Below are 12,118 nucleotides of genomic sequence, written 5' to 3'. Positions count from 1 at the left end.
TTTCCATGTCCACGAAAACCGTGGCAATTGTTGGCGGTGGCATAGCTGGTCTTGCCGCTGCTCTTTGCTTTGCCCGAAAGGGTATTTCGACACGCATCTTTGAAAAAAGTGCCAGCCTTGAAGAGGTTGGCGCTGGCCTGCAACTGACGCCCAACGTCACCTGCATTCTGGATGAACTTGGTCTTTTGCCAGCCTTGAAGGAGTACTGGTCTGAGCCGGAAGTGGTGGCACTCGCGTCAGGCATGAGTTTGAAACGATTGGGCACCGTGCCGGTGCGCGACAATGCAAAGAGCCGCTGGGGCGCGCCCTACGCGGTACTGCATCGTGCCAGCCTGCAACGGGTGCTGGCCAATGCCGTCATGCAAAACCCGCTTTGCGCGCTCACCTTGGATCAACCGGTCGAGAGCCCCGACGCACAAGTGCTACGCGACCCCTGTTCGGGCAAGAAACCTGACCTCTTGATTGCTGCCGACGGCGTATGGTCACGCCTGCGCAATTTCGTGGCCGGCGGCCCAGACCTCAGCTTTTCCGGCAATATCGCCTGGCGATTGACCATTCCTCAAAAGGCGGCACCAGCCTTTCTTGATCGCGAAACCGTCACGGCCTATCTCGCGCCCAAGGCGCATCTGGTCACCTATCCCTTGCGAGAAACCGCAAGTATCAACATCGTTGCCATTGGTGGGGGTGTCGATGCTTCTGAGGGGTGGGGCACACAGGCAAGCGCTGCACAAAAAGCACTATTGGAGCGATCGTTTCGCGGATGGCACACGGCGGTACGCGATATGCTGTTCAACGCGCAAAATCCGACGTTTTGGCCATTGTTCGAAGCTGGCCTTGGCCGCTGGCACAATGACAAGGATCTTGTGCTTATCGGTGACGCCGCCCACGCCATGATGCCATTTTCAGCTCAAGGCGCAGGCATGGCCATAGAGGATGCCTATGAACTGGCCAATCTTGTCGCGGCCCTGCCGGTTGAGCAAGCACTTTCGCAGTTTGAGCAGCAGCGCTCTGCGCGCGTCGCCATGGTACGCAAGCGGGGTGCCTTGAACAAATTCGCCTATCACGCCTCGGGTCCGCTCAGGATTGGTCGTGATATACTCTTATCCATGCGCCCGCCCGCCAGCTTCGCACGGGATCTGGATTGGCTCTACGGATACCGCGCCCCGAACTAAAACTCTCCTGATTTCGTTCAGGTACTTTTGCGGCGCAACGCCCAATTGCTCAGACGTTGCGCACATCAAAAAACTTAGCTCACAAGGGCAGCGGCCGCAAAGCCGCGCTCCAGGTCCGCCATAATATCAGCAACGTCTTCAAGGCCAATCTGCAGGCGGATAACCGGACCACCCGCAGGAGCTTTGCGGATTTTGCGATCATTGAGATTGACTGGCACGGCAAGGCATTCATAACCGCCCCATGACCACCCCAGGCCAAACAGCCGCAAAGCATCGAGGAAAGCATGGCTTTTGGCCTTGAATTTCGCAGGGTCATCCACCGCCAGCACAAACGAGAATATACCGCTTGCACCCTTGAAATCACGCTTCCAGATGTCGTGACCGGGAAAGCTCGGCAAGGCAGGATGCAGCACCGCGCTGACATCAGCCCGCTGCTCCAGCCATTCTGCCACAGCCCTTGCGCTACGATCATGATGGGCAAGGCGCACACCCATGGTGCGCAAACCGCGCAAGACAAGATATGAATCCTCTGGCGCGCCACACAGCCCCATAAGACCATTGGCTTCTTTAAGTCGCGGCCAATGTTCAGCATTGGCTGAAACCGTGCCCATCAGAATATCTGAATGACCAGCCGGGTATTTTGTCGCGGCATGCATGGAAATATCGACGCCGAAATCCAGAGGACGGAAATACAGCGGAGTAGCCCAGGTGTTATCCATGCTCACAACCGCACCATGACGGTGCGCAACATCGGAGATTGCGCGAATATCCTGCATTTCAAAGGTGTTCGATCCGGGTGATTCCGTGTGAACCAACCGGGTGTTGGGTCGCATCAACGCTTCAATCCCCGCGCCAAGCAACGGATCATAATATTCCACCTCAACACCAAGGCGCTTGAGCATTGTATCGCAGAATTGCCGGCAGGGACCGTAAACCGAATCAACAATCAAGGCATGATCGCCGGGTGATAGAAATGCCAGAAACGGAACCGTAATGGCCGCCAGACCAGAGGGCAGCAAAATTGTACCGGCCGAACCTTCGAGCGAATCAATCGCTTCGCAGAGCGCATCAGTCGTCGGTGTGCCACGGGTTCCATAGGTGTATTTCTGCGTTACCGTCTCCATGCCAGATGCCTGAGGAAACAGCACAGTCGAAGCGCGCACCACGGGTGGATTGACGAAACCGTGATAACTCGATGGATCATGACCGATATGGCAAAGACGCGTATTAACGCCGGAATCGGACAACCACTTTTGTTCATCTGACATCTGAATTATCGCCTTCTCGCTGCATGGCCTATCCGTTCGGTTTTGGCCCAGCACGGCCATATCGGTCAAGAGCGATGTCGCTAAACAAGACGCATGAAATTATCGCCTTATTTTTCGTCTATTTTTTCATCAAAACCGTGGTGAAAACGATTATTTGTGGCTATTTATTAGGCATTTTCACAAAAATGCCGCTTTTCAACGCAATTTCCATCCATAAACTCTTGACCATGAACCCATTTATGAATGTGATGCATCTGCACGCCCCTCGCGGAAGCGTGCCGTCAGTGGAGAGGGGGAGATCTCGCCCAAGTTGCTGCCGAACGAATGACACAAGATAACATAAGGTTGGGAAACATGAAAAAGACGCTTCTGTCAGTTGCGCTGGGCGCTGCAGCATTCGGTATGAGCGCTTATGGCGCTTCTGCGGATACGCTGAGTGACGTTAAAGCAAAAGGTTTCGTACAATGCGGCGTGAGCCAAGGTGTTCCTGGGTTCTCCAGCCCTGACGACAAGGGCAATTGGAGCGGTCTGGATGTCGATTATTGCCGTGGTATCGCAGCTGCCGTGTTTGGCGACGCGACCAAGGTGAAGTTCACGCCCCTTTCTGCAAAGGAGCGCTTCCCTGCCCTTCAGTCTGGTGAAGTCGATGTGCTGACGCGCAACACCACCTGGACCATCAGCCGCGACACATCGCTGGGCTTCAACTTCCGTCCGATCAACTACTACGACGGCCAGGGCTTCATGGTGAAGAAGGCTCTGAACGTGAAGTCGGCGCTTGAACTGTCGGGTGCTGCCGTGTGCGTACAGGCTGGCACAACCACAGAATTGAACCTTGCCGATTATTTCAAGTCAAATGGTCTCAAGTACAATCCCGTTGTGTTTGAAAAAGAAGCCGACGCGACATCCGCTTACGATGCAGGCCGTTGCGACGTTTACACCACCGACCAGTCCGGTCTTTACTCCATGCGTTTGAAGCTTAAAGAGCCAGACAACAACGTCATTCTGCCAGAAGTCATCTCCAAGGAACCTCTTGGACCGGCTGTTCGCCAGGGCGACGACAAGTGGTTCGATATTGTCAGCTGGGTCCAGTATGCCATGGTGAACGCGGAAGAAGCTGGCATCACCTCCAAGAATGTCGACGAAATGAAGACAAACGGCGGTCCGGACATCAAGCGTATGCTGGGCGCTGAACAGGGCAGCAAGATCGGCGCAGATCTCGGTGTATCCGAAGATTGGGCTTACAACATTATCAAGCAGGTTGGTAACTACGGCGAAGTGTTTGACCGCAACGTCGGTACGGGCAGCCCGCTGAAGATCGCACGCGGCATCAACGCTTTGTGGACAAAGGGTGGTTTGCAGTACGGTCCTCCGATCCGCTAATCATCTGATCTTAAAAAAGATCACACTCCGGGGGAGGTTGCTCAGGCACCCTCCCCTTTGAAAACCCGTTAAGGGAAAGCACGCCCAAAATAGGGCGAATAAGGGGAAAAAGGCCTCAATGGCAGACAACGCGACAAGCTCGTCTCAAGCCGGAAAAACCGGCTCTTCGTCTCTGATGTACGACCCAAAAGTCCGTGGTATTTTCTACCAGATCGTCACTCTTGCACTCGTCGTTCTGTTTATCGGAACCGTCATCAGCAATACCAGCCACAATCTGCAAAAGGCTAATATTTCCTCGGGATTTGGCTTTCTTCAGGGGCGCGCCGGATTTGACATCGGCCAGCACCTCATCGCTTACAGCAGCGATTCGACCTACAGTCAGGCAATTATTGTTGGCCTGCTCAACACCTTGCAGGTTGCCATCGCAGGCATTATCACCGCATCCATTCTTGGCTTTCTCGTAGGTATCGGCCGTTTGTCCAAAAACTGGCTGATCGCCAAGATCTGTCAGGTCTATGTCGAGATTTTCAGAAACATCCCGCCACTGCTGGTGATTTTCTTCTGGTACAAGGGTGTTATCTCTGTTCTGCCCCAGCCCAGAGACTCGATCAAGCTGCCGTTCGATATCTATATCAACAATCGCGGCGTGACCTATCCAAAGGCAATCTACGGCGACGGTCTGGAGCTTGTGCTTCTCGTTTTTGTGCTCGGCATTGTCGCCAGTTTCTTCACAGCCTCATGGGCCAAGCGCCGCCAAATGGCAACGGGACAACCGTTTCCAACCCGCTGGCTGGCCCTTGGGCTCATCGTTGGTTTGCCAGTGATCGCCTATTTTGCGCTCGGTCAGCCTTTGACATTCGAGCTGCCGGAGGTTGGACGCTTCAGCATGCAGGGCGGCTCTGTTGTCGGTCCTGAGTTTACATCGCTGTTTTTGGCACTGTCATTTTACACGGCATCCTTCATCGCAGAAATCGTGCGCGGTGGTATCATGGCTGTTGCCAAGGGTCAGACCGAGGCCGCCAGTGCGCTTGGCTTGAGCAGTGGCCAAACCTCTCGTCTCGTGGTGGTGCCGCAGGCCATGCGTCTTATTATTCCGCCATTGACCAGCCAATATCTCAACCTGACGAAGAATTCATCTTTGGCGGTCGCGATCGGCTTTTCGGATATCGTTTCTGTGGGCGGCACAATTCTCAATCAGACCGGTCAGTCTGTTGAAGTTGTGGCAATCTGGCTTGCTGTTTATCTTTCAATCAGCGTTACCACAGCGATGTTCATGAACTGGTTCAATGCCAAAATGGCGCTGGTAGAGAGGTAATAGGATGGCAAACCAGAAAACAGCTTTTGTCAGTCAACAGCTCATCGGCCCCTCACCTGCGCCTGCAGGACAGGTTGGAGCAACGGCATGGATCAGAAAAAACCTGATTGCCACGCCGAAAGATGTTCTGCTGACGATTATCTCCCTCGCCGTGCTGGCCTATGTCTTGCCCGGCATTTTTCAATGGCTCTTCATTGATGCCGTCTGGACCGGCAGTGACCGTACCGCCTGCCTGAGTGCAGCGCAGGGCGGCGCTATTGCAGACGGGCATGTGGGCGCATGCTGGGCGTTTGTGGGAGCAAAATTCCAACAGTTCATATTTGGCCGCTATCCTTTAGAGGAGCAATGGCGTCCAATGCTTGTCATGATCATGTTCGTGGTGCTGATGGTGCCGATGCTCATGCCAAAGGCACCATTTAAAGGCCTGAATGCGCTTTTGCTGTTTGTGGTCCTCCCGGTCGTTGCTTTCTTCTTGCTGACCGGCGGATTTGGCCTGCCGCATGTTGAAACATCCCGCTGGGGCGGCTTGATGGTGACACTCATCCTGTCATTCTTCGGCATCGCGGTATCCTTGCCGGTCGGCATTCTGCTGGCATTGGGGCGGCGCTCCTCCATGCCAGTCATCAAAATGCTATGCGTGATCTTCATTGAAGTTATTCGCGGCATTCCTCTGATCACCGTGCTTTTCATGGCCAGCGTCATGCTGCCATTGTTTCTGCCCGACGGCTGGACCTTCGACAAATTGCTCCGTGCACTGGTCGGTGTTTCGATCTTCTCGTCTGCCTATATGGCTGAGGTTATTCGCGGTGGCTTGCAGTCCATCCCGAAAGGCCAGTTCGAAGGCGCAGACTCTCTGGGCCTGAGCTACGCTCAGAAAATGCGGTTGATCATTTTGCCTCAGACGATAAAGCTGGTCATTCCCGGCATCGTGAATACGTTTATCGGTCTCTTCAAGGATACGTCGCTTGTGTCCATCATCGGCATGTTTGATCTTCTTGGCATCGTGACACTCAACCTGTCCGACTCGAATTGGGCGACCCCTGTAACGGCTGTAACTGGCCTGATATTTGCAGGCTTTGTGTATTGGATCTTCTGCTTCGGTATGTCCCGCTATTCCCATTTCATGGAAAAGCACCTCGACACTGGCCACAAACATTAAATTCTAAGGAAACGACGATATGGCTGTCGCTCAAAATTCTCTGACCAAGTCAGACCAAAAGACCGCGATTGAAATCATCAAGATGAACAAGTGGTACGGTGAGTTCCATGTGCTTCGCGATATCAATCTGAAAGTGAAGACTGGCGAGCGGATCGTCATTGCCGGGCCGTCTGGCTCTGGCAAATCCACCATGATCCGCTGCATCAATCGTTTGGAAGAACATCAGTCGGGCAATATCATTGTCGAAGACATCGAGTTGACCAACGACTTGAAAAAGATCGACGAAATTCGCCGTGAAGTTGGAATGGTGTTTCAGCACTTCAATCTCTTCCCTCACCTCACGATTTTGGAAAATTGCACTCTGGCACCGATTTGGGTTCGTAAAATGCCCAAGAAAGAGGCAGAAGAGATTGCAATGCATTTTCTGAAGCGGGTGAAGATCCCTGAGCAGGCCCATAAATACCCGGGCCAGCTTTCAGGTGGCCAGCAGCAGCGCGTGGCCATTGCACGTGCGCTTTGCATGAAGCCAAAGATCATGCTGTTCGATGAGCCCACCTCGGCCCTTGACCCGGAAATGGTGAAAGAAGTGCTGGACACAATGGTGAGCCTTGCTGAAGAAGGCATGACCATGCTCTGCGTAACCCATGAAATGGGCTTTGCCCGCCAGGTCGCCGACCGGGTTATTTTCATGGACCAAGGGCAGATTGTCGAAGAAAATGCACCCGCTGAATTCTTCGATAATCCTCAGCACGAGCGCACAAAACTCTTCCTGAGCCAAATTTTGCATTAACATTGTTCCGGGAAAATCCACTCGGGTTTCCCCCGGCACAAACGCCTACAGAGCCAGAATAGGGTCTGTTGATGATTTGCAGAACGCCCCGGTGCCATGCGCCGGGGCGTTTTGCATGCTCGCCCCTCGCAGTGGTGTGTTGCCCACTCGAAGACAGCTTTGGCGCAAACAGTGGGAACGGGTTCTAGGGACGATCAATGCAATATGCCTATCGCCAGCACGGCCTTTGCACTTTATCATCCTATTGAATTGCATAGAATTTGGGAGAGAGACATGACTGGGGATCTCAATCGTATTGATTACATCGAGTTGAATGTCGCAAACATCGAGACTTCGAAGAGCTTCTATGGCAAGGCTTTTGGCTGGAGCTTTATAGACTATGGGCCTGAATATTGTGAGTTCAGTGACGGCAGGCTGAAAGGTGGTTTTACCACCACAGCTCCGGTTTCCGCAAAAGGCGGCCCGCTCATCATTCTTTTTACCGCAGAGTTAGAAGCGTGCCAGCAAAAAGTTGAAGCCGCGGGTGGCAAGATTACCAACCCGATTTTTTCGTTTCCGGGTGGTCGTCGGTTTCATTTCAACGATCCGGATGGTTATGAGTTAGCAGTCTGGTCTGATCGATAAAAAAGGGCGCTTCGAGCGCCCTTTCAAACCTGCACCTCATGGGCTTTATCTGTGCCGTGATTACTCGCCACCACCCAACGAGTGAACATAGATGGCCAGTTCCTTCACCGTGGTATCTCCCAGACGGGCGGTCCAACCGGGCATGACGCCATGCTTGGGATGCGCCACTTGCTGGGCAATCTGCTGTTCGCCCTTCACCTTCAGCCAAATGGCATCAGACAAATTAGGAGCACCCATATCGCGGTTCCCTTCAGCCTTCTCTCCGTGGCAAGCTGCACAATTATTGGCAAACACTTGCTTGCCTGGCTCAACGAGGGCTGGATTGAGGGGCTTGTCCGTCAGACTGACGACATAAGCGGCAACCTGGCGAATTTCTTCAGGTTTCAAGATATCGGCAAAAGCTGGCATTTCCGATGTGCGGGTTTCTGGATCACTCGCATAGCGAATACCATGCTGTAGCGTGGTGTAGATCGCATCAATGCTGCCGCCCCACAGCCAATCATCATCGTTCAGGTTTGGATAGCCTTGTCCACCAGCAGCCCCCGATCCGTGACAGGGAGTGCAATTGACTTTGAAGGCTGCGGCCCCGCCAGCGGTCGCAAATTCCGTCAACTCTTTGTCAGCCAGAATATCCTGCACAGGCAGTGCTGCAATTTTATCAAGGAAGACAGATTGCGCCGTTTTGGCAGCGGCCATCTCCTGTGTCACCGCCGCACGGTTGGTGTAACCAAACCAGCCCTTGGTGTTGGTGCTCAACATCGGCCATGCGGGATAGAAGATTGTATAGGCTATAGCCCAAACGATGGTGACATAGAATGTATAGACCCACCAACGCGGCATGGGGTTGTTCAGTTCGCGGATGCCGTCCCACTCGTGGCCAGTGGTTTCAACGCCGCTGACCTCATCAATGTCTTTTTCTGCCATGATCAATCCTCCCGCAAAGGGATAGAGGCGGCCTCGTCTGCAAGTTTCTTGGCTCCGGGCCGCAAGACAAACAGAACAACGCCCAGGAAAAACAGAGCCATGCCAAGCATGCCCCAGCTATCGGCAAAGTGGCGCATGGCGGTGTAAATTTCAGTTCCTTCCATGATCCCCTCCTTATCGATATCCAGTTGCGTCATCGTATTTCGTGAAGTCCACCAGCGTGCCCAGCATTTGCAGGTAGGCCACCAGGGCGTCCATTTCGGTGAGCTTGGTGGGGTCTCCATCAAAATCGCTCACCTTGGCCTTGGGGTAGCGCGCCAAAAGCCCCGTGGTGTCGGCGTTCGGATCGGCTTGCGCGGCCAGATCGGCTTTGGCATTCACAATCATGTCTTGCGTATAAGGCACGCCGACCTGACTGTTGACGGTCAAATCACGCGAGATATCGGTGATCTTGAGCGGCGTATCCTTCAAGAACGCGTAGCGCGGCATGATTGATTCCGGCACCACATCCCGCGGGCTGCTCAGATGCTGAACATGCCATTCGTTGGAGTAGCGATCCCCGACACGGGCCAAATCTGGCCCGGTGCGCTTCGATCCCCACTGGAAGGGGTGATCGTACATGGATTCTGCCGCCAGCGAATAATGGCCATAGCGTTCCACCTCGTCGCGGAACGGGCGGATCATCTGGCTGTGGCAGAGATAGCATCCCTCCCTCAGGTAAATGTCGCGGCCAGCCAGCTCCAGCGGGCTATAGGGCCGCATGCCCTCCACCTTTTCGATAGTGTTTTGCAGATAAAACAGCGGAGCGATTTCAACGATGCCGCCGATGGATACAACAAGAAGCGAGCCGACGAGCAACAGGCTGGCGTTCTTTTCGATAACCTTGTGTTTATCAAGAATAGACATGGTTGCCCTCCTTATTCAGCCGGTTGCAGGGTTGGGGGCAAGGTGGCTCCACCAATGGGCGCTTCTTCACGCTCATGGCCGAGAATTGTCATCCAGACGTTGTAAGCCATGATCAGACCACCTGCGAGGTAAAGCCCACCGCCGATTGCGCGCATGACATAGTAAGGGAACATGGCCTTCACAGTTTCAGCAAAGGAATAGACCAGGAAGCCTTGCGAGTCATACTCGCGCCACATCAAGCCCTGCTGAATGCCAGCCACCCAAAGCACGGCCGCATAGACGACGATACCGAGCGTTGCCAGCCAGAAGTGCCAATTGACCAGACGCATCGAATAGAGACGATCCCGATGCCACAGCTTTGGTGTGAGATAGTAGATCGCACCGAAGGTGATCATGCCCACCCAGCCAAGTGCGCCGGAATGCACGTGCCCAATGGTCCATTCGGTATAATGGCTCAGAGAGTTCACAGTCTTGATGGACATCATCGGACCTTCAAAGGTCGACATGCCGTAGAATGCGATGGCCATCACCATCATGCGGATGATCGGATCTGTCCGCAGCTTGTCCCATGCGCCTGACAGCGTCATCAGACCATTGATCATACCACCCCATGAGGGCATCCACAGCATGATGGAAAACACCATGCCCAAAGTCTGTGCCCAATCCGGCAGAGCCGTATAGTGCAGATGGTGCGGACCGGCCCAGATATACATGAAGATCAGCGCCCAGAAGTGGATGATCGACAGCCGGTAGGAATAGACCGGGCGATTGGCCTGTTTGGGCACGAAATAATACATCATCCCGAGGAAGCCGGCTGTCAGGAAGAAGCCAACCGCGTTGTGGCCATACCACCATTGCGTCAGCGCATCCTGCACGCCTGAGAAGGCCGAATAGCTTTTGACGCCGAGGAACGATACCGGGATCGCCAGATTGTTGACGATATGCAGCATGGCAATGGTGACGATGAACGCGAGGTAGAACCAATTGGCCACATAGATATGCGGCTCCTTGCGCTTCAGGATCGTGCCCAGAAACACCACCAGATAGGCCACCCAGACAATCGTCAGCCAGATATCGACATACCACTCTGGTTCCGCATATTCGCGCGCCTGGGTGATACCCAGCACATAACCGCTGGCGGCCATGACGATGAAGAAATTATAGCCCCAGAACACGAACCAGCCGAGCGAGCCGCCAAACAGGCGTGCACGACAGGTGCGCTGAACCACATACAGCGAGGTTGCAATTAGCGCATTGCCGCCAAAGGCGAAGATAACGCCAGAGGTATGCACAGGGCGCAAACGACCAAAATTAAACCAGGGGCCGAAATTCAGCTCCGGCCAGGCCAATTGCAGTGCAACAATCACCCCAACAAGAAAGCCAACCACACCCCAAAACACTGTGGCAATCACGCCATAGCGCACAACCTCGTCAAAATATTCGGATTGGCTATTGGCCGATGATGTGGCGCTCACGGCGGCCGGTGCAAATTTGATATGCCGGAGCATAAAAACGGTGCTGATCAGCAGCACAATAAAGGCAACCCACATGTGGGCAGCAAACAGACTGTCGTAGGCGAAGCCCGCCCCGAGCAGCGCGGCGAAGGTCAAAAGGACCAACCCCATCGTCTCGAACGTATAATTCATTGTTGGAGTCCCCCAACGGCTTGGCGTCCAGAGCAACCGTTCTCCAAGGGAATACCGGCCACTCCAATGTGCAATCTCACAACCCCATCTTGGATGTTTCTCCAGACATCCTCAGGTGTTGTGCGCATGAAGTTGGCGGCGTTGCCGTGCAACCTCTGCGTTGCCTGCCTTTGTGCCATCAAGAGGTCCAAGCGGCCTTGATTCAAATCAAGGCAAAGCAGCCACCGATTACAGATAGATAATACCTTATCGACAGCCATAACTTGCAACCTAACCCTTGGTTGTGGCGATTGGCGTAAAAACGGGAGGCATCAATGGAGATGGATATGCGGCGCACAATTGAGCCAACCCCCTCAGCACAGAATCATCTCTCAAGCCTTGCGCCATGCGGCACCAGCCTCGAATGGTTGCAGCGCGCCCATGCCGAACAATTGGCACTTTGCGACCGCCTTGAAGAAATTGCTGATTCGCTTCCAGCCAATGTCGATCGCCAAAAATGTCTCTACGCCGCCAAAGCGCTCGGCCCATTGATCAAGGGCGTGCACACGTATGAGGAAACCATTTTATTTCCATGGCTGGAGAGCACACCAGACATTCAGCCCGCGCTGCGCGAGACCTTGAATCGGTTGAAATTTGAGCATTGTGAAGACGCCTGCTTCGCGGAAGAATTAACAGACACATTGCTGCGGCTGGGCAGCGGCCAGTCCGTCAATGTAGAGGCGACAGGCTACATGTTGCGCGGTTTCTTTGAGGCCTTGCGTCGCCACATCGCCTTTGAGCGCGAGCATATCATGTCCAATCTTCCGGCATAATTGGTTACAGCTCGGTGTGATTGACAGACGGCGCGAAGTTTGAAGGGACAAGTCAACTATCACCCAACTTGATTGCCAAAAAAAATCCGCTGCCAAATGACAGCGGATTTTTCTCTTTTGAT

At 53.8% G+C, this 12,118-nt stretch carries 12 protein-coding genes; 7 read left to right on the top strand and 5 right to left on the bottom strand.

The genetic code is table 11. From position 1 onward, the window contains the following. Positions 1 to 5 precede the first annotated feature (5 nt). Positions 6 to 1,172 (top strand): FAD-dependent monooxygenase, encoded by a 1,167-nt coding sequence (locus E6C51_RS03385; RefSeq protein WP_190235014.1) that lies wholly within the window; start codon positions 6 to 8, stop codon positions 1,170 to 1,172. 74 nt (positions 1,173 to 1,246) lie between these two features. Here E6C51_RS03385 and E6C51_RS03380 read toward each other — a convergent pair whose 3' ends face one another. Then, positions 1,247 to 2,440 (bottom strand): cystathionine beta-lyase, encoded by a 1,194-nt coding sequence (locus E6C51_RS03380; RefSeq protein WP_146930228.1) that lies wholly within the window; start codon positions 2,438 to 2,440, stop codon positions 1,247 to 1,249. Between the two features lie 354 nt (positions 2,441 to 2,794). Between E6C51_RS03380 and E6C51_RS03375 the strand changes: the two genes are divergently transcribed. The 5 genes from E6C51_RS03375 to E6C51_RS03355 all read left to right on the top strand — a co-directional run bounded on the left by E6C51_RS03375 (position 2,795) and on the right by E6C51_RS03355 (position 7,708). Then, positions 2,795 to 3,820 carry an amino acid ABC transporter substrate-binding protein gene (locus E6C51_RS03375; protein WP_146930231.1) on the top strand — a complete coding sequence of 342 codons (1,026 nt, stop codon included), beginning with the start codon at positions 2,795 to 2,797 and terminating at the stop codon, positions 3,818 to 3,820. A 118-nt stretch (positions 3,821 to 3,938) separates the two neighbouring features. After that, entirely contained in the window at positions 3,939 to 5,135 is a 1,197-nt protein-coding gene (locus E6C51_RS03370) for an amino acid ABC transporter permease (RefSeq protein WP_146930234.1), read from the top strand. A 4-nt stretch (positions 5,136 to 5,139) separates the two neighbouring features. Beyond that, complete coding sequence (locus tag E6C51_RS03365) at positions 5,140 to 6,294, top strand: amino acid ABC transporter permease (RefSeq protein ID WP_190235013.1); 1,155 nt, start codon at positions 5,140 to 5,142, stop codon at positions 6,292 to 6,294. A 19-nt stretch (positions 6,295 to 6,313) separates the two neighbouring features. Continuing rightward, positions 6,314 to 7,084, top strand: a complete 771-nt coding sequence (locus E6C51_RS03360; RefSeq protein WP_146930240.1) for an amino acid ABC transporter ATP-binding protein — start codon at positions 6,314 to 6,316, stop codon at positions 7,082 to 7,084. Between the two features lie 273 nt (positions 7,085 to 7,357). Next, complete coding sequence (locus tag E6C51_RS03355) at positions 7,358 to 7,708, top strand: VOC family protein (protein ID WP_190235012.1); 351 nt, start codon at positions 7,358 to 7,360, stop codon at positions 7,706 to 7,708. Positions 7,709 to 7,768: 60 nt separating this feature from the next. Here the strand turns inward: E6C51_RS03355 and ccoP are convergent, their stop codons facing one another. From ccoP to ccoN, 4 genes are read right to left on the bottom strand one after another with little or no spacing between them, the layout of a single operon-like run. Further along, positions 7,769 to 8,632 (bottom strand): cytochrome-c oxidase, cbb3-type subunit III, encoded by an 864-nt coding sequence (gene ccoP / locus E6C51_RS03350; protein ID WP_146930245.1) that lies wholly within the window; start codon positions 8,630 to 8,632, stop codon positions 7,769 to 7,771. 2 nt (positions 8,633 to 8,634) lie between these two features. Next, complete coding sequence (locus tag E6C51_RS03345; protein ID WP_190235011.1) at positions 8,635 to 8,796, bottom strand: cbb3-type cytochrome c oxidase subunit 3; 162 nt, start codon at positions 8,794 to 8,796, stop codon at positions 8,635 to 8,637. A gap of 10 nt (positions 8,797 to 8,806) precedes the next feature. Then, on the bottom strand, positions 8,807 to 9,538 hold the full coding sequence (ccoO, locus tag E6C51_RS03340; RefSeq protein ID WP_190235010.1) for a cytochrome-c oxidase, cbb3-type subunit II: 732 nt from the start codon (positions 9,536 to 9,538) through the stop codon (positions 8,807 to 8,809). Between the two features lie 11 nt (positions 9,539 to 9,549). Further along, the gene (gene ccoN / locus E6C51_RS03335; RefSeq protein WP_190235009.1) at positions 9,550 to 11,184 is read right to left on the bottom strand and encodes a cytochrome-c oxidase, cbb3-type subunit I; all 1,635 of its coding nucleotides are present in this window, start codon (positions 11,182 to 11,184) and stop codon (positions 9,550 to 9,552) included. Between the two features lie 326 nt (positions 11,185 to 11,510). On the opposite strand from ccoN, the gene E6C51_RS03330 reads away from it, so the two are divergent. Then, a complete protein-coding gene (locus tag E6C51_RS03330; protein WP_230987032.1) occupies positions 11,511 to 11,996 on the top strand; it encodes a hemerythrin domain-containing protein in 486 nt (161 codons plus the stop codon). The last annotated feature ends 122 nt before the right edge of the window (positions 11,997 to 12,118 follow it).

This window comes from Gillisella terrae (assembly GCF_004801395.1).
GTDB lineage: Bacteria > Pseudomonadota > Alphaproteobacteria > Rhizobiales > Rhizobiaceae > Allorhizobium > Allorhizobium terrae.
Note: the sequence above shows the minus strand (reverse complement) of the source record. Positions and strands in the feature narration are given on the sequence as shown.

Excerpts from the sequence above, each read along its gene's own strand:
- E6C51_RS03385 (WP_190235014.1), top strand. The coding sequence starts at position 6 with ATGTCCACGAAAACCGTGGCAATTGTTGGCGGTGGCATAGCTGGTCTT.
- E6C51_RS03380 (WP_146930228.1), bottom strand. The coding sequence starts at position 2,440 with ATGTCAGATGAACAAAAGTGGTTGTCCGATTCCGGCGTTAATACGCGT.
- E6C51_RS03375 (WP_146930231.1), top strand. The coding sequence starts at position 2,795 with ATGAAAAAGACGCTTCTGTCAGTTGCGCTGGGCGCTGCAGCATTCGGT.
- E6C51_RS03370 (WP_146930234.1), top strand. The coding sequence starts at position 3,939 with ATGGCAGACAACGCGACAAGCTCGTCTCAAGCCGGAAAAACCGGCTCT.
- E6C51_RS03365 (WP_190235013.1), top strand. The coding sequence starts at position 5,140 with ATGGCAAACCAGAAAACAGCTTTTGTCAGTCAACAGCTCATCGGCCCC.
- E6C51_RS03360 (WP_146930240.1), top strand. The coding sequence starts at position 6,314 with ATGGCTGTCGCTCAAAATTCTCTGACCAAGTCAGACCAAAAGACCGCG.
- E6C51_RS03355 (WP_190235012.1), top strand. The coding sequence starts at position 7,358 with ATGACTGGGGATCTCAATCGTATTGATTACATCGAGTTGAATGTCGCA.
- ccoP (WP_146930245.1), bottom strand. The coding sequence starts at position 8,632 with ATGGCAGAAAAAGACATTGATGAGGTCAGCGGCGTTGAAACCACTGGC.
- E6C51_RS03345 (WP_190235011.1), bottom strand. The coding sequence starts at position 8,796 with ATGGAAGGAACTGAAATTTACACCGCCATGCGCCACTTTGCCGATAGC.
- ccoO (WP_190235010.1), bottom strand. The coding sequence starts at position 9,538 with ATGTCTATTCTTGATAAACACAAGGTTATCGAAAAGAACGCCAGCCTG.
- ccoN (WP_190235009.1), bottom strand. The coding sequence starts at position 11,184 with ATGAATTATACGTTCGAGACGATGGGGTTGGTCCTTTTGACCTTCGCC.
- E6C51_RS03330 (WP_230987032.1), top strand. The coding sequence starts at position 11,511 with ATGCGGCGCACAATTGAGCCAACCCCCTCAGCACAGAATCATCTCTCA.